This window comes from Variovorax brevis, assembly GCF_030317105.1.
GTDB lineage: Bacteria > Pseudomonadota > Gammaproteobacteria > Burkholderiales > Burkholderiaceae_C > Variovorax > Variovorax brevis.
In genome coordinates this window covers 457,488-474,749 of the sequence record NZ_JASZYG010000003.1, presented here as the reverse complement: position 1 = coordinate 474,749, position 17,262 = coordinate 457,488, and the positions used below count along the sequence as shown (strand labels likewise).

Genomic DNA, 17,262 nt, shown 5'->3' with positions numbered 1-17,262 from the left:
GATCCGCGTCAGGGCTGCACATATGCCAGATGGCAGATCAGGCCCGCCGGACATTGCACCTTGGCCGCCCCGGTCTCGACGTCGAAGGGCTTGACTTCCTCGGTCAGCGTGTCGGGGCCCGCATTCGTGCGCTCGTTGGCGCGCCAGCCGATCATCACGGCCAACTGGCGCCGCACGCCTTCTGCGTCGGGCGCGGTTGCGTCGAACACGGTGGCTTGGCCCAAAGGCAATCCCTGCGTGACCGATTCCTTCCATCGGGCGACGTCCCATTGCGCCAGCGCCTTGGGTTCGCACCATTGCTGGTCGCAAGCGGCATCTGCACTGCCAGTGGAGGTCCAGTCCGAGTGAAATGCGGCGAGTTGCCCGAAGCCGTCGGGATTCGATTTCATTCGCTCGGAGAGATCGTCGATCAGCCGGATCGCCTGTGCGCGACGGACCGTGGTCTGCGTCTCCGCCATGGTTCGCAGCTGCACCACGAGGGCGCCCAGGACGGCGACGGCCAGGATTGCGATCGCGACCAGGGACTCCAACAGTGTGATGCCACGTTGTTTGCGCATCGACGGGTTCAATCGGGACAATCGTCGAGACCGGGCAGTGCGCGTATGCGCCCGCCCGACGAGATGCAAATGGCGGTCGTGACGCCCTTGACGGTCCTCGAACTGACGATGAAGCCCAGGCCACCCGAACTGAAGACACCCAATGGGCTCCCATTCAATGCAGCACTGCCGCGGGTCTGCCTGACGCGCAGTCCGGATTGCGCCGGGGTGGCCTGAAGAATTTCTTCGGACGCGGCGCGCACGCGGTTGTCGTCGTCATCCGCAAAGACGATCCATCCGCAACCCCATTCGCCTGAGCCCTTTTCGGGTTCGATGCATTCGTTGCTGACCACCCTCGCCAGCGTCACATGGCCGCCGCGCCGAAAGGCCTCGGCGCGGGCGAAATAGATGCTGGTGGTCAGTGCATCGACGGTCGATCGCACCTTGAGCTTTTCGCTGATCTCGCGAAAGCTTGGCATTGCGATCGCCGCCAGCACGGCCAGGATTGCCACCGCGACCAATGCCTCGAGCAGCGCAAAGCCGCAAGCATCCAGCGCCTGCGGCGGCATCCATATTGAATCTTCTCCCTGTCCCACTGCGCGCGATGCTAGGCATGACGCGCATGCCTCCCGGGCGCCAGCCGACAGCCGGTGGCGCCTATCCGATCAACGGCAGTGAAAAAGCAAATGAGACATTTTGGAAGCAGTTGCCAGCAGATAAAGGCAGATTGCTTCCAATAGGCGTACTAAATGTCGCGCAGAAGTTGCCGAAACTCATCGACGTCTTCAAAGCTTCGATAGACGGAGGCAAAGCGAACGTACGCCACCTTGTCGAGGCGCTTGAGTTCGCGCATGACGAATTCCCCGAGCTTGGTGGACTCGATTTCGCGCAATCCGCTGGAAAGAAGCTTCTGCTCGATGCGCAGCAGCGCGTTGTCGATCTGCTCGATGCTCACCGGACGCTTGCGCAGCGCCAGCGCCATCGAGGCGCGCACCTTGCCCGAGTCGAAATCGGCGCGGCGGCCGTCTTTCTTGACGACTGCGGGAAAGGCGACTTCCGGGCGCTCATAGGTGGTGAAGCGCTTTTCGCAGCCACCGCACTGGCGGCGCCTGCGAACAAAATCGCCGTCCTCGGAAATGCGGGTCTCGACGACTTGCGTGTCGACGTGGCCGCAAAAAGGACACTTCATGCGGCAACCCCTCTCGAATCAGCGGTAGACCGGGAACCGGCTGGTCAGCGCGTGGACCTTGGCGCGGACCGTCTCGATGGTGCCCGCGTCGCGCGGATTCTCGAGTACGTCGGCAATCAGGTTCGCCGTGGCGCGCGCTTCCTCATCCTTGAAGCCGCGCGTCGTCAGGGCCGGCGTGCCGATGCGCACGCCGCTGGTGACCATCGGCTTTTCCGGATCGTTGGGAATCGCATTCTTGTTGATCGTCATGTGCGCCGCGCCAAGGACCGCCTCGGCTTCCTTGCCGGTGATGCCCTTGGCACGCAGGTCCACCAGCATGACGTGGCTTTCGGTGCGGCCGCTGACGATGCGCAGGCCGCGTTCCGTCAGCGTGTCGGCGACGATCTGCGCGTTCTTGACCACCTGTTGCTGGTAGGCCTTGAACTCCGGCGCCAGCGCTTCCTTGAAGGCCACGGCCTTGGCCGCGATGACGTGCATCAGCGGGCCGCCCTGCAGGCCGGGGAAGATGGCGCTGTTGATGGCTTTTTCATGCTGCGACTTCATCAGGATGATGCCGCCGCGCGGTCCGCGCAGGCTCTTGTGGGTGGTCGAGGTGACGACGTCGGCGTGCGGCACCGGGTTGGGGTACACGCCCGCGGCCACGAGGCCGGCGTAGTGGGCGATGTCGACCATGAAGATCGCGCCCACGTCCTTGGCCACCTTGGCGAAGCGCTCGAAGTCGATGCGCAGCGAATAGGCCGAGGCACCCGCGATGATGAGCTTGGGCATGTGTTCATGCGCCTTGCGCTCCATGGCGTCGTAGTCGATGGCTTCGTTCTTGTCGAGGCCGTAGCTCACCACGTTGAACCACTTGCCGCTCATGTTCAGCGGCATGCCGTGCGTGAGGTGGCCGCCTTCGGCCAGGCTCATGCCCATGATGGTGTCGCCGGGCTTGAGGAAGGCGAGCATCACGGCTTCGTTGGCCGAGGCGCCGCAGTGCGGCTGCACGTTGGCGGCGTCCGCGCCGAAGATCTGCTTGACGCGGTCGATGGCCAACTGCTCCACCACGTCGACGTGCTCGCAGCCGCCGTAATAGCGCTTGCCCGGATAGCCTTCGGCGTACTTGTTGGTGAGCTGTGAGCCCTGCGCGGCCAGCACGGCCGGCGAAGCGTAGTTTTCGCTGGCAATCAGCTCGATGTGGTGTTCCTGGCGGGCGTGCTCGGCCTGGATGGCAGCCCAGATTTCAGGATCGGTCTGTTCGACCAGGATATTGCGTTGGTACATGGCAGTCCTTTGAAGACGATGGTCCTTGTTCTTCTGACGACAAACAAGGGCTGCCCAGGCGAACGGCTGATCACCCGTTCTTGTGACAGAGCCGGGCGGTACGCTTCCCAGTGGTATTCCCCACGTCAGCGCATGCACCCACTACTTATTAGGGTGAAGCGCCTAATCGCCAGTCGCGTACGAGGCCGAGTTTAGCCGAGGTCGGCCGGCTCGCGCGCCGGTCCAGTGACATGCCCCGGATCAAAGACCCGACAAGTAGGCGACGCGGTCGCCCGGCGCGGACCTGGGCTCCACGGGCGCGGCGGCGGTCGTGGAAGCGGCAGCGGCCGGTTCACGTTGCTGGGCGCGCAGGGCAGGCTGCGGCGTCGTCAGGGGCACCGAGCGGCCGCCTTCGACTTGGCGCAGCCGCTCATGCTCGGCCATCACCTTGCCGGCATACCCGCCGTCGTCGGCCAGATTGGCGGCGCCCACGTAGTAGCGCAAGCCGCCTTCCAGGGAACCGGCGCGGGCGATGCATTCCTGCAGGACCTTCACGCCAACGCGCATGTTCGTCACGGGATCGAAGGCCGTGAGCGTGCCGCCCGCGCTTTCGTACTTGTCGCCGTGGATGCGGGTCATGACCTGCATCAGGCCCTGGGCGCCCACGTGGCTTTGCGCAAAGGGATTGAAGCTGGATTCGACGGCCATGATGGCCAGGATGAGGGTCGGGTCGAGCTTGGTGCGCTTGCCGATGTCATAGGCTTCGGAAACGAGCACGGACAGCGGCTCGGCAGCCACGCGGTACTTCTTGCTGAGCCAGAACGCCACGGCGGCCTGCGGCTTGGGCAGGTCGCCAGGGCTGGCGGCAGTCGTCCGCTCGATGGCGGTCGGCTCGAGATCAAGATCAGGCACAAATGCGACTTCGGGCGCCGGACGGCGCGACTGCAGCCATCCCATCAGTTCGTCTTCGCCAGTTTGGCGGAGGTCAGGGCGGGCGACCAAGGTGATCGCCGTGAACACCAAGGCCAGCCCGAGCAGGGCAAAACCGTTGTGCGTGATTTCAAAAAAGCCATCGGCCACGTCTGAGAGCATGGTCTTCAGACCCTGTCCCGTGGCTGCAAGCGCCTGTTTCATCGTCTTCCTTTCGGTGCGTCGCTCAACGCACGCCAGCACGTTGAACGGACCGGGATGAAGAGAGCGACGTTGATTGGTCGTATCAGGTCCGCGCAATTGAAATGGGTAGGAGCGCGGCACTCTGATTTAAGCCTGTGAGTAAAAAGTACACAAGGCGGCGGAGTCAAGAAGGCCCCGAGACCTTGTAGGTGGCTCGGGCTTGGGGCATTCTAGGAGGCGCTACATATCGGGTCAAGCATAAGGAATTTAATCTTTATCGCTAAAGGTTGCTTCGATGCGCCCCAAAAAAGGGTCTGAATCGCTTCGGCCGGGTCCATTGAAAATCCGATTTGCAAAGGGCTCGCAAGACGCCTAACCTTGGGGTGCCTGAGCATTTCAGGTGTTTCGCCAAGGTCCAGTAGCCACCGGAGTTCCATCCAACGGCTCAGCGGTCAAGGCCTCAACGGTGGCAATCCTTTGCTGCCAGCACGGTTGGAACGATTTCACTTCCGGCCGAGCGAAAAGATGGCATGAGCCTTGGGCTCGCCATCGAGCCCGGTAGCACGACTTAGCGTCATGCCACCGGGCTTTCTCATTTCTGGGCCGCATGGGTGGGAAGCCGACGGCATTTACGGCACACTCGCCGCTGATGAACGCTGCCTCCATGAAAGTCAACAAATGGGTGCGACGCGCAGTCGTGGCCGTGCTCGCCCTTTTGGCCCTCTGGTTGGTGGCGTGGCTGGCGGTCCCTCCCATCCTCAAGAGCCAGGTCCAGAAGATCGCCAGCGAGAAGCTGGGGCGCCAGGTCACCATCGGCAAGATCGACTTCAAACCGTGGACGCTGGAGCTCACGGTGAACGACCTGCGCATCGCCAGCGCGGATGGCAGCCACGCCCAGGTCGAAGTAGGGCGCCTTTATGCCGACGGCGAACTCCAGTCGATCCTGCGCCTGGCCCCGGTGGTGGATGCGGTGTCGGTCGAGCGTCCGAGCGTGAAGGTCGTTCGCCGGAAGGATGGCAGCTACGATTTCGATGACATCCTGCAGCGCTTTGCGAACCAGCCCGAAAAACCCAAGACCGATCCGGCGCGCTTTGCCATCTACAACATCAGCCTCTCCGGTGGTTCGGTCGATTTCGACGACCAGGCCATCGGGCCGAAGCACGAGTTGCGCGAACTGGCGCTGAACGTTCCATTCCTGAGCAATTTCCCGTCGCAGCGAGAAGTCAAGATCGAGCCCAAGCTGGCTTTTTCGCTGAACGGCAGCAAGTTCGATTCGAGCGCGCAGGCCACGCCTTTTGCCGAGAAGCGCGTGGCCGATGGCAACTTGCAGTTCACCGGGCTCGACCTGTCTCATTTTCTGGCCTATGCGCCTGCCGGCCAGCCGGTCAAGCTGGCCGGGGGCACGCTGGACGCCAATCTGAAGGTCGATTTCGAGCAGGGCGCGTCCGAGGGCTTGCGCATCAGCGGCACGGTCGCGGTCCACGGCGCCAAGGTCATTGACCAGAAGGACAGGGACTTGCTGGCCTTCGATTCGCTCAAGGTGGCGCTCGCCAACGTCCGCCCGCTGGAGGGCATCGTGCATATAGGAGAGGTCGAACTTGCGGCGCCGCAGTTGGCGGTCGCGCGCGACGCGCAGGGCAAGCTCAACCTGCTGCCGACCGATCCGGCGAGCGGAGACGTCGAAAAGCCCGCTGAAGTGTCGCGCCCGGTGGCCGAGGCGACCAAGGGCGCCATTGCGAAGAAGACATGGCAGATCCAGGTCGACAAGGTGGGCCTGCATGCCGGCAAGGTGGCCTGGCGCGACGCGAAGGTCCGTCCCGCCGCGGCGGTCGACGTAAGCCAGCTGGAAGTAGTCGCCGAGGGCGTGACCTGGCCCATGGAGAAGCCCGCGAGCTTCCATGGCTCGACGTCGGTGGCTGGCGCCGCGCTCAAGTTCAAGGGCGAGGCGACGGACAAGGTGGCCAAGGTGGAGGCGGAGGTTGACCAGTTGCCCCTGTCGCTCGCCGCGCCCTACCTCGCGCAGAGCCTGGAGCCGACGCTCGACGGCAAGCTCAGCGGCCAGATCGACGTGGCCTGGAACAAGCCCGACCTGAAGCTGATCGCCCGCCGCGTGGCCGCAGATGGGCTGGCGCTCACGCAGGGCAAGACGGCGCTGGCCAGCGTCGGCCGCTTCGAACTGACGGACGCGCAGGTCGACATGACGCAGCACAAGCTGACCATCGCCAATTTCAGTGCGACCAACCCCAAGATCCGCATCGAGCGGGACAGCGAGAAGCGCTGGATGTTCGAGCGCTGGCTGAAAACCGGCTCGCCGCAGGCCGGCGGCACCGAAGACGCCAAGGTCGCTGCGCCCAAGCCGGCGGCGGCGGAAACGCCGCCACCCGGCGCAAACACCAAGCCGTGGGAGTTGCTGATCGGCACGCTCGCGATCAACAACGGTGTCGTTTCCTACGCCGACAGCGCCAACGAGAAAATTCCCGTCGAAGTTGAATTCACGGCGCTCAACCTGAAGGCGCAGCAGCTCTCGCCCAACAGCACGACGGCATCACCGATCGACGTCTCCGGCCGGCTCACATCGGGACGGCGCGCCGATCCCGGGCGCTTTTCGTACAACGGCAAGTTCGTCCTGAAGCCGCTGTCGACGGAAGGAAAGCTCGAACTCGGGTCTCTTCCAGTCCACGCGTTCAAAGCCTATTTCGCGTCGAACGCGCCCAACGTCGACTTGCGCCGCTTCTTCCTGAGCTACCGGGGCTCTGTTCAGTACGCAAGCGACCCGGCGGGGCTGAAGGCCAGTCTTGCCGGCGATACGGCCTTTGACGACGTACGCGTGAACAGCGCCTTGATTGCGCCGGGCACGGCCTCCAGCCTGGATCGCAGTGCCAGCCAATTGCTCAGCTGGAAATCGCTGAGCCTGCGTGGCGTCAAGCTCAATCTGGTCCCCAAGACCCCCTTGGCCCTCGACGTGCGGGAAACGTCCCTGACGGACTTGTTTGCCCGCCTGGTGATCGACGAGAACGGCAAGCTTCATTTGCAGGATCTCGCCAGCAGGACGCCGATCGACTTGTCTGCGCCGGCCGCGCCGGGCGCTGCGCCTGCACCGCCTGCGGTCGGGCCCGACGGAAAGCCCGCTGCCACGACCCGCAAGAAGTTCTTTGGACGCGGAACGGTCACCAAGTCCGCCCAGCCTGTAGCCAAGCCGCAGGGCGCCGCACCTTCGGCGGAGCTGATGGTGAATGCGCCGGAGGCTGCCGCCGCGCCAGCGCCGCCGGCCGTGGCGGATGCGCCACCAGTGGACACCGGCCCCAAGCCGGTCATCAATTTCGGACCGATCACGCTGGTCAACGCCCGCATCGACTTCACCGACCGTTTCATCAAGCCGAACTATTCGGCAGACCTGAGCCAGATGACCGGCAAGCTGAGCGCGTTTTCCTCCAGGCCCGTGGATGGCAAGCCGGTGCTGGCGGACCTTGAACTGAACGGCAAGGCGCAGCAGACGGCCGCGCTGGAAATCGTGGGCAAGCTCAATCCGCTGGTGCAGCCGCTCCAGCTGGACATCACGGCCAAGATGCGCGACCTCGAACTCGCGCCCTTGTCGCCTTACACCATCCGCTACGCCGGGCACGGGATCGAGCGCGGCAAACTGAGCGTCGATCTCAACTACAAGGTCGAACCCGACGGCCGGCTGAGTGCCACCAACAAGCTCGTGCTCAATCAGCTCCAGTTCGGCGAGGAGGTGCCCGGAGCCGAGCGCACCCTGCCGGTGAAACTGGCCATTGCGCTGCTGGCGGACCGCAATGGCGTGATCGACGTCGACCTGCCGCTGTCAGGCTCCATCAACGATCCACAGTTCAGCGTCTGGCCCCTCGTGTGGAAGGGCATCGTGAACCTCATCGTCAAGGCCGTGACCTCGCCGATGAACCTGTTGACGGGTGGCTCCGGCGGAGGTGGAGGTGAATCGAGCGCGATCGTCTTCGATCCGGGGAGTTCGTCGCTGTCGCCTTCCGCCAAGGAGAGCCTCGACAAGGTCGCCAAGGCGCTGACCGATCGGCCCGCATTGCGCATGACAGTCGTGGGCACCGCCAGCTTGGAGCAGGAGCGAACCGCGTATCAACGCGAGCAACTGAGGGAACTCGCCCGAGCCGAGAAGCGCCGGATCGCCGTGCGCGGCGGCAAGGAGGCCTCGGAGGTGGAGGCCGTCACGGACGCCGAGTACCCCGCGCTGATCACCGCGGTCTACAAGCGCGCCGACTTCAACAAGCCACGCAACATGGTCGGCCTGTCCAAGGACCTGCCGCTGCCGGAGATGGAAAACCTGCTGATGGCCAACATTCCGGTCAACGACGAAACCATCCGCGAGTTGGCCGTGGAGCGCGGCGTGGTCGTGCGTGACTATCTGCTGGAGCAGAAATTGCCCGCCGAACGCCTGTTCCTTGGCGCGGTGGAAACCAAGCCCAAGGACGAGAAGTGGAAGCCCGGCGCCGAGCTTAAATTGGAGACGCGTTGAGCGCAGGCGGCGCGTGGGTCAAAATGGAGGGCTGCGCCGGAATTGCCGGCGCCTTCGCATTTCTACCAAGACAAAAATTTTTCGCGCTGTGACCTCATCAACTTCCAAGCCCCACGACATCCACGCACTCGACGCGCTCACGGGCGGCGCTTTCACTGCGCCGACCTCCGGCGAACGCGCGCAGCGCGTGCGCGACTGGCTGGCAGCCGGCCCCGCCGCCGAGCAGCTGCACGACGTGTTCAAGGAGCTGAGCGGTCGCGACAAGGGTGCTGCGCGTCTGGTGCGCGAAAAACTCGACGAGATCAAGCGCACGCGCGGGCAGGAATCCATCGCCGCCGAATGGGCGCAAAAGGCGCAGGGCCTGCTGGAACAACCCAAGCTCAATATCGCGGACGCACTTGCATGGCAGCGCGACGCGGCCAAGGCCGGTGCACCGCTGTCGCGCGAGCCGCTGGCTGCGCTGAAGGTGCAATTGGCCGAGCGTGTGAAGGGCATCGAAGACCTGCAGCATCGCGCGCAGGTCCATCGCGAGGCCGCTGTGTTGCTGGCGCAACGCTTCGAAGTGCTCTCCACCAAGGGCTGGCAAGACGCGCAGGCGGTAGCCGAATCGTTGGCGGCCGACGTTGAAAACTGGAAGGAGCAGGCCAGCGCCATAGCCGCCGATCCCAACTGGACCAGCCTCGATGGCCGTTTTGCGCCCCAGCTCGAAGCGTCCAAAGCGCAGTTGCTGGTCGTGTCCGACGCGTTCAAGGCCGCCTTGGCGCAAGCCGTCGCAGCCGCGGCGGATGCCGCCGCGCCGCTGCCGCCCGTGCCCGTGTGGGCAGACGAGTTGCGTGCTGCGCGTGGAATCCCGGTCGAAGCGGCAGGTGCGCCCGTCGCCAAGCCGGCTGCGGCACCCAAGGGCCCCAAGGTCGATCCGGCCGTGCGGGCCGCGGCCAACGACGCCGTCAAGGCTGCGCTCGCCAAGCTCGAGCAGGAAACCGCGGAAGGCCATGGCAAGGGCAGCGCCGGCGCCGCCGCGGCCCTGCGTGCTGTGTTGAAGGAACACGGCCGCCTGGTCGAGCAGCCCCTGGAAGGCCAAGTCCATGCCGCACTGGTGGCGGCAGGTGAACTCGAGGGCTGGCAGCGCTGGAGCGCCGACAAGGTCCGCGAAGATCTCGTGGCCAAGGCCGAAGCCCTGCTCAAGCGCCCCGACGGGCAGGCCCTCGGCGGCCGCAAGATGCAGGAAAGCCTGCGCGCCCTGCGCGAACAATGGAAGAAGGCGGACCAAGGCGGCGTTCCCAACCATGCCCTGTGGAAGCGTTTCGACGAAGCCTGCAACGAAGCGCACAAGGTGGTCGAAGCGTGGCTCGAAAAGGTTCGTGCGGACGCCGCCGAACATCGCGCCCAGCGCGTGGCGCTCATCGAGGAAGTCAAGGCATGGGCGGCCGAGCACGCCGATGCGAGCGACCTGAAGGCGCACAACCGCGCCCTGCATCAGTTTGCCGACCGCTGGCGCGATGCAGGCCATGTGGGCGAAAAAGTGTTTGCAGAACTCCAGGGCCAGTGGTCCGAGGCTTTTGGCGCCGCGCGTGCGCCTTTCGAGGCCGCGCAAAAGGCCAGCACCGAGCGTCGCCAGGCGCTGATTGCTGAAGCCGTTCAGCTGGGCAGCGCACCGGTCCTGCGCGTCGATGCCGTCAAGGCCTTGCAGCAGCGCTGGCAGTCGGAGGCGCAGAGCGTCCCGCTCGATCGCCGTCAGGAGCAAAAGCTGTGGGACGCCTTCCGTGCGCCCATCGACGAAGCATTCAACCGCAAGACGGCCGAGCGCGAGAAGGTCGCCTCCGCCATGAGCGAGCACGATCGCAATGTGCTGACCGCCTCCAAGGCGCTCGAAGCAGCCAACGCGACGGGCGATGCCCAAAAGATTCGCACCGCCGTGGCCAACCTCGAAGCAGCGATGCGTGGTGAATACAAGCCGCCCGTCGAGGCGCCCGCGCCCGCCAAGGCAGCCTCCGACGGACCCGACGTGGGTGCGACCGAAGTCGTGGCCCCCGGTCAGGCGGCTGCGGAGTTCGCAGAAAGTGCGGAGCCGAGCAGCGCACCGGCCGAAGGCGCCGGCGACGCGCCCGCTGAAGCAGCTCCGGCCGAATCCGCCGATCTGACAGCACCCGCAGACGGTGCCGATGCCGCCGCGCGCACCGACGCGCAGGCTGCCCCGGCGCCGAAGGCCCCGCCCAAGAAGCCGGTGGTGGCCGTTCGCGGCGACGATCGGCCAGGCATGAAGAAAGCCGAGCCCATGCCCGCTGGACGTGGCGGACGTCCGGGCGACCGGCGCGACAGCCGTGGCCCGCGTCCGGACGATCGCGGCCCGCGACCGGAGGGGCGTGGCAATGATCGTGGCGGGCGCTTTGGCGACCGTCCTGCCTTCGAGGACCGTGGTCCGCGTCTCGGCGATGCCGCATTCCGCGCGCAGCGCGAAGCGTTGGAACATGCGCAACTGGCCTTGCGCAAGCTGCAGGCCCAGGCGCATGGCGAGGCGCTCACGCAACTGATCGGTGCATGGGAGCATCGCGATGCCGGCGAATTGCCCAGCGTGCAGGAACTCGGCCGTGCCGTGAGCCCTGCCGTTCGCGGCACGTGGTCGCAATCGGTTGGCGCGGCGCCTGCGGGTGCCGACGCTGCGTCGGAGTCGCTGCTGCGCCTCGAAATGGCTGCCGAGGTTCCGACGCCTGCCGAGCAACTGGACGCACGTCGCGCGCTGCAACTCAAGCTGCTCACGCGCCGTGGCGATCCCGCACCAGCGCAGACGTGGGCGCAGGACGTGGGCAAGGTGTTGGCATCGGCGCACGATGCGGCATCGGCGCGTCGCCTGCAGTCGGCATTGAAGGCGCTGCTGCGCAAGTAAGCAATAGTCGGGCAGCGGGGGCGCAGGCCAGAGAGGCTTGCGTTCGCTCTTGCTTGCCTTACTTCCGGCCTGAAAGAAAGAAGGCGTCGAACAGCGCCAGCAGCGCCGGCGCCTCCTGCGCGAATCGCTCGCGATTGACGAAGTAGGTTTCGCAGGCCACGGCGAAAAACTCCGTGATCGAGGTCGCGCCATACGGGTCGAGCCAGGGTGCCTCGCCGCCGAAACGCTCGGCGATGATCGCCTTCTCGCGGAATTCGCCGTAGGCCGCTTCCATCACGGTCAGCCATTTCAGTTTGCCGTCGCGCGCGCTGTTCGTGCCCGCGAAATTCATGGGCAGCGGCGGACAACCGTCGGCGCGGCCGTCGCGCATGTCGATCTTGTGGACGAACTCGTGGATCACCACGTTGTAGCCCGCTTCGCTCGTCACGCCGCTTTCAAGCACGGCCTGCCAGCTGAGCATGACCGGGCCACGGTCCATGGCTTCGCCGGCAATGACTTCGTCGTATTCATGAACGACACCGACTTCGTCCGTCACCTTGCGTCGCGCCAGTGCCTCGGCGGGATGCACGACGACACCGACGAAATCGTCGTACCAGTTCAAGCCGCCGGGCAGGTGCAAGATCGGCAGCACGGCCTGCGCCGCAATGCACAGCGCGACTTCGTCGGTGATGACGAAGCCATGCGCGCCGTGAAATTCCTTGTCGCGCAAGAACTCGGCGGCAAGCGCGCGCAGGCGATCCATGGAGCCTTCGGCGCGCCTGAAAAGAAATGGGTAGCGCAGCAGCGCAGACTGCCACGCCCGTTCGGGAATCGGTGGTACGGAACGCAGCTTGCGCAACCAGCCCAGCATCGGGCGACCGCTCAGCGCAAGTCGACGCGCTGCGCGCCGGCTGCGGAAATGCAGAGCAACTGCGCACGCGGCGGATGCGCAGCGGCGTCCCAGTCGCTCAACACGATGCGTTGCATGCCGTCGCCGAGATCGTGCCGCGCGGGGCGATGCGTGTGGCCGTGAATCAGCGTCTGGGATTTGGCTTTGGCGAGCCAATCGCGGGCGGCGCCGGTGTCCACGTCTGCCCAGATCACCGTGGGGTCACGCTGGCGTTCCTCGCTCTTGGCGCGCACCGATCGCGCGAGCGAGCGGCGCTGCTCCAGCGGTTGCGAGAGCACGGCCTGTTGCCACGCAGGCGAGCGCACCTGCTCACGAAAGCGCAGGTACTCCGTGTCTTCGAGGCACAGGGCGTCGCCGTGGCTGAGCAGCCAGCGTTCGTTCATGAACGCCAGCACCGTTGGGTCGTCGAGCAGCGTGAAGCCCGCTTGCGCGGCAAATGCCGAGCCGATCAGGAAGTCGCGATTGCCGTGCATGAAGTACACCGCATGCCGCGCCGAAGCCTCGCGCAACAGCTGTGCGCATTGCGCCTCGAAGCCGGGCTCGGCGGCGGCATCGTCACCCACCCACACTTCGAACAGGTCGCCAAGAATGAAGAGGGCGTCGGCTGGCGTGGTCTGCAGGTAGCCGCGCCATGCCTCGAACGTGGCCGCATCGCCCGGCTGAAGATGCAGGTCGGAAATGATGTCGACCGAGCGCCACTCGGGTGGCGCCACAAGCTCCTGGAAGGCGGTGTGGTTCATGGCCGTTGCAGAAGCTCGCGGGTTGCGGCGAAGTCGCCAGTTATTCCGAGATGACGACAGCCTTTTCGATCACCACGTCATCGAGCGGCACGTCGTCGTGGAAGCCCTTGCGGCCCGTCTTCACAGCCTTGATCTTGTCGACCACGTCGGTTCCGTTGATGACCTTGCCGAACACCGCGTAGCCCCAGCCTTGCGCGGAAGGTGCCGTGTGGTTCAGGAAGCCGTTGTTCGCCACGTTGATGAAGAACTGCGCGGTGGCCGAGTGCGGCGCATTGGTGCGCGCCATTGCCACGGTGTAGTTGTCGTTCTTCAGGCCGTTGTTGGCTTCGTTCTCGATTTGCGCGTCGGTGGGCTTTTGCGTCATGCCGACTTCGAAGCCGCCGCCTTGCACCATGAAGCCGGGGATCACGCGATGGAAGATGGTGCCGTCGTAGTGGCCCTTCTTGACGTAGCTCAGGAAGTTCTCGACGGACTTCGGTGCCTTGTCGCCGTCCAGCTCCAGCGTGATGACGCCGTAGTTGCGGATCTGCAGTTCGACTTGGGGTTTGCTCATGAGGGTTCTCCTGTTTACTTCGCCACGACGGTGGCGGACTTGATGGTGACGGTTTCGAGCGGCACGTCTTGCATGCCGCCCTTGTTGCCCGTGGGCACGCCGCGGATTTTGTCGACGACGTCCTTGCCGGCAATGACTTTGCCAAACACCGTGTAGCCGTAGCCATCGGGGTTGGGGGCGTTGAGCTTGGGGTTGTCCACGACGTTGATGAAGAACTGCGACGTGGCGGAGTTCGGGTTGCCGGTGCGCGCCATGGCAATGGTGAAGGCGTCGTTCTTCAGGCCGTTGCCGGCTTCGAGCGGGATCGGGTCGCGCGTGGACTTCTGCTTCATGTCGGCGGTGAAGCCACCGCCCTGGATCATGAAGCCGTTGATGACGCGATGGAAGACGGTGCCGTCATAGTGCTTGTCCTTCACGTACTCGAGGAAGTTCTGCACCGTCTTGGGAGCCTTGTCGGCGTCCAGCTCCACGACGATGTCGCCGGCGGAGGTGGACAGCTTGACGCGCGGTGCCGCCTGCTGCTGGGCCAACGCGCTCGTCGTTGCCAGCAAGGCACTGAAAGAGACGGCCAGCGCCAGGCGGCGCGTAAGGAAATGAGAGTTCAAAGGAGCTTCACTTTCAAAACGAAATGGCCGCGGCCCGCAGGCCAGGCCCGGAGAGGAACGATTATTTGACCGGCGACGTGGTCGCAGGTGCAGATTCCGCAGCCGACCCTGCGGCAGGCGCCGCGTCGGATGGCTTTGCAGGAGCGGCAGTATCGCCCGATCTGGCCGCGGCCGGCTTCACGGCCGCTTTGGGCAGGAACACCTCGCGCAGCAACACCAGCTTGGGCGCAACGCTGGTGATGCTCTTGTCGAGTTGCTGGGCCTTGCCATAGGACTGCGCGGCCAGGCGAACATAGACGTCGCCGAGGTTTTCGTGCGCCGTGGCATAGCTCGGGTTGAGCTTGATCGCCATTTCGAGCGCGGCGCGTGCCTTGTCGAACTGGCTCTGCGCCGCATAGAGGGCGGCGAGGTTGTTGTAGGGCTCGGGCAGTTCGGGGAACTCTTGCGTCAACTGCACGAAGGCGGCCGTGGCGTCGGCCTGCTTGCCCTGTTCCGTCAGGATGACGCCGCGCAGAAAACGCATCTGCGGATCGCGTGGCTTCTTGGCAATGTAGGCGTCGGCCTTGGCCAATGCATCGGCCGGGCGTCCTTGCTTGGCCATCTGCGTGACATCGGCGTATTCGTCGGCGCGCACGGCGGCGGTGCAGAACAAGGCAAGGGTAGCAAGGAGGGCCGCGAGAACGTTAAAACGGGTCGGTATACGAAATTTTTCGACGTGCTGCATGAAGCCTCGTGATAGGGGGCGGGTTTCGAGGGGGCTCGAAAACACCCGAAATGCACACGGCGGGGGCCGTTTATACTGGGAGGAATTGTAGCCGAGGGGTCACTTGCGACGCCCTTTGGCCACGCCACCCCTTTCCCTGAAATAACGCCGTCGTTCGCCTGCAATGACTCACTTGCACGGTCGCGAACCGACGCCTTTTCGAATCCCATGAGTTTGCGCATCTACAACACGCTCGCGCGTGACCTGGAGGAATTTACACCACTGCGGGCGGGCGAAGTCCGCATGTACGTGTGCGGCATGACGGTCTACGACTACTGCCATCTTGGCCACGCGCGCTCGATGATTGCGTTCGACGTCGTGCAGCGCTGGCTGAAAGTGAGCGGCTACAAGGTCACCTACGTTCGCAACATCACCGATGTGGACGACAAGATCATCAACCGCGCCGTGGAAAACGGTGAAAGCATTCGCAGCCTGACCGACCGCATGATCGGCGCGCTGCACGAAGACGCCGACGCGTTGGGCATCGAACGGCCTACACACGAGCCGCGCGCCACCGAATACGTTCCGCAGATGCTCTCGATGATTGCCACGCTCGAGAAAAAGGACCTGGCCTACCGTTCAGCCAATGGCGACGTGAACTACGCCGTGCGCAAGTTTCCGGGCTACGGGAAACTGTCCGGCAAGTCGCTGGATGAACTGCATGCGGGCGAGCGCGTGGCCGTGCTCGACGGCAAGGACGACCCGCTCGACCCCGTGCTGTGGAAGCGCGCCAAGGACTCGGAGCCCGAAGAGGTCAAGTGGGCCAGCGAATTCGGTCCCGGACGTCCGGGCTGGCACATCGAGTGCTCGGCCATGGCCTGCGAGTTGCTTGGCGAAAGCTTCGACATTCACGGTGGCGGCGCGGACTTGCAGTTTCCTCATCACGAAAACGAAATCGCCCAGAGCGAAGGCGCCAACGGCAAGCCGTATGCCAACTACTGGATGCACAACGGCTTCATCAACATCGACGACGAGAAGATGTCCAAGAGCCTGGGCAACTTCTTTCTCATTCGTGATGTGCTCAAGAGCTTCGATGCAGAGACCATCCGCTTCTTCGTGGCGCGTGCCCACTATCGCAGCCCGCTCAACTACAGCGACGTGCATCTGAATGATGCGCGTGCATCGCTCAAGCGCCTGTACACCGCGTTGCAGCGAGTGGAGCCTGCGCAGGTCACCATCGATTGGACGCAGCCCTTTGCTGCGCGCTTCAAGGCGGCAATGGACGAAGACTTCGGCACGCCGGAGGCGGTGGCCGTTCTGTTCGAGTTGGCCGGTGAGATCAATCGTGCGCCTTCCAATGAGGCGGCTGCACCATTGGCGGGCTTGCTGCGTGCGCTCGGTGGCACGATCGGTTTGCTGCAATCCTCGCCCGAGGCCTTCCTGCAGGCGGGCACCACGCTGGACGAGGCGACCATTCAATCTTTGATCGCGCAACGCGCGGCAGCCAAGGCAGCGAAGAACTTTGCCGAGGCGGACCGCATTCGCAATGAGCTTCTCGCACAGGGCATCGTGCTCAAGGACTCGGCCTCCGGCACCACCTGGGCGGCAGCACAGTGAGCGCAGGAGAGAAAGCGCCGGTGGCCAGAAGCAAGCCGGCCGACGTCGAAGTGTTCACGCCCGACTACTGGGAAGAAGCCTGCAAGCACCTGTCGAAAAAGGACCGTGTGATGAAGCGGCTGATTCCCCAGTTTGGCGATGCCTGCCTCGAATCGCGGGGCGATGCGTTCACCACCTTGGCGCGCAGCATCGTGGGCCAGCAGATTTCAGTGAAGGCGGCGCAGTCCGTGTGGGACCGCTTTGCCAAGCTGCCGCGCCGCATGACGCCGGCCAACGTGCTCAAGCTCAAGGTGGACGACATGCGCGCGGCCGGACTGTCCGCGCGAAAGGTTGAATACCTGGTTGACCTTGCACTGCATTTCGACAATCGCACCGTGCACGTCGACTCGTGGAAGGACATGGCCGACGAGATGATCATCGCCGAACTGGTGGCCATCCGCGGCATCGGCCGCTGGACGGCCGAGATGTTCCTGATGTTTCACCTTATGCGGCCCAACGTACTTCCGTTGGATGATGCCGGGCTCATCAATGGCATCAGTCAGAACTATTTTTCGGGGGACCCGGTGAGCCGCAGCGATGCGCGCGAAGTGGCCGTCGCCTGGGCGCCATTTTGCAGTGTGGCAACTTGGTATATTTGGCGATCGCTCGAACCGGTCCCGGTCGCATACTGAACAACAGGAGAAGACG

14 protein-coding genes and 1 riboswitch are annotated in these 17,262 nt (G+C 64.5%); of the genes, 4 read left to right on the top strand and 10 right to left on the bottom strand.

Features of this window, described 5'->3' with window-relative positions:
- Positions 1-8 precede the first annotated feature (8 nt).
- From pilV to QTI66_RS10980, 5 genes are all read right to left on the bottom strand, one after another.
- Positions 9-557, bottom strand: coding sequence for a type IV pilus modification protein PilV (gene pilV, locus QTI66_RS11000; protein WP_286559542.1), 549 nt, complete (start codon positions 555-557; stop codon positions 9-11).
- Between the two features lie 8 nt (positions 558-565).
- Positions 566-1,105 carry a GspH/FimT family protein gene (locus QTI66_RS10995; RefSeq protein ID WP_286559541.1) on the bottom strand — a complete coding sequence of 180 codons (540 nt, stop codon included), beginning with the start codon at positions 1,103-1,105 and terminating at the stop codon, positions 566-568.
- 176 nt (positions 1,106-1,281) lie between these two features.
- Complete coding sequence (gene nrdR, locus QTI66_RS10990; RefSeq protein WP_286559540.1) at positions 1,282-1,725, bottom strand: transcriptional regulator NrdR; 444 nt, start codon at positions 1,723-1,725, stop codon at positions 1,282-1,284.
- 18 nt (positions 1,726-1,743) lie between these two features.
- Positions 1,744-2,988, bottom strand: coding sequence for a serine hydroxymethyltransferase (gene glyA / locus QTI66_RS10985; RefSeq protein WP_286559539.1), 1,245 nt, complete (start codon positions 2,986-2,988; stop codon positions 1,744-1,746).
- A 45-nt stretch (positions 2,989-3,033) separates the two neighbouring features.
- A riboswitch (ZMP/ZTP riboswitch) is annotated at positions 3,034-3,175 on the bottom strand.
- 53 nt (positions 3,176-3,228) lie between these two features.
- Positions 3,229-4,101, bottom strand: a complete 873-nt coding sequence (locus QTI66_RS10980) for a lytic transglycosylase domain-containing protein (RefSeq protein ID WP_286559538.1) — start codon at positions 4,099-4,101, stop codon at positions 3,229-3,231.
- Positions 4,102-4,744: 643 nt separating this feature from the next.
- Here QTI66_RS10980 and QTI66_RS10975 point away from each other — a divergent pair.
- Together QTI66_RS10975 and QTI66_RS10970 are read left to right on the top strand one after the other, a co-directional pair.
- On the top strand, positions 4,745-8,584 hold the full coding sequence (locus QTI66_RS10975) for a DUF748 domain-containing protein (RefSeq protein ID WP_286559537.1): 3,840 nt from the start codon (positions 4,745-4,747) through the stop codon (positions 8,582-8,584).
- An 88-nt stretch (positions 8,585-8,672) separates the two neighbouring features.
- The gene (locus QTI66_RS10970; RefSeq protein ID WP_286559536.1) at positions 8,673-11,468 is read left to right on the top strand and encodes a DUF349 domain-containing protein; all 2,796 of its coding nucleotides are present in this window, start codon (positions 8,673-8,675) and stop codon (positions 11,466-11,468) included.
- 58 nt (positions 11,469-11,526) lie between these two features.
- Here the strand turns inward: QTI66_RS10970 and QTI66_RS10965 are convergent, their stop codons facing one another.
- From QTI66_RS10965 to QTI66_RS10945, 5 genes are all read right to left on the bottom strand, one after another.
- Positions 11,527-12,318, bottom strand: a complete 792-nt coding sequence (locus tag QTI66_RS10965) for a M90 family metallopeptidase (protein ID WP_286559535.1) — start codon at positions 12,316-12,318, stop codon at positions 11,527-11,529.
- A gap of 11 nt (positions 12,319-12,329) precedes the next feature.
- Complete coding sequence (locus QTI66_RS10960) at positions 12,330-13,097, bottom strand: UDP-2,3-diacylglucosamine diphosphatase (RefSeq protein ID WP_286559534.1); 768 nt, start codon at positions 13,095-13,097, stop codon at positions 12,330-12,332.
- Positions 13,098-13,137: 40 nt separating this feature from the next.
- A complete protein-coding gene (locus QTI66_RS10955; RefSeq protein WP_286559533.1) occupies positions 13,138-13,650 on the bottom strand; it encodes a peptidylprolyl isomerase in 513 nt (170 codons plus the stop codon).
- A gap of 14 nt (positions 13,651-13,664) precedes the next feature.
- Entirely contained in the window at positions 13,665-14,222 is a 558-nt protein-coding gene (locus QTI66_RS10950; protein WP_286559969.1) for a peptidylprolyl isomerase, read from the bottom strand.
- 94 nt (positions 14,223-14,316) lie between these two features.
- Entirely contained in the window at positions 14,317-14,907 is a 591-nt protein-coding gene (locus QTI66_RS10945) for a tetratricopeptide repeat protein (protein WP_286559532.1), read from the bottom strand.
- A 279-nt stretch (positions 14,908-15,186) separates the two neighbouring features.
- Between QTI66_RS10945 and cysS the strand changes: the two genes are divergently transcribed.
- Positions 15,187-16,575: a cysteine--tRNA ligase gene (cysS, locus tag QTI66_RS10940; protein ID WP_286559531.1), complete on the top strand. Its 1,389-nt coding sequence runs from the start codon at positions 15,187-15,189 to the stop codon at positions 16,573-16,575.
- Positions 16,576-16,595: 20 nt separating this feature from the next.
- Complete coding sequence (locus tag QTI66_RS10935) at positions 16,596-17,246, top strand: DNA-3-methyladenine glycosylase family protein (RefSeq protein ID WP_286559530.1); 651 nt, start codon at positions 16,596-16,598, stop codon at positions 17,244-17,246.
- Positions 17,247-17,262: the final 16 nt, after the last annotated feature.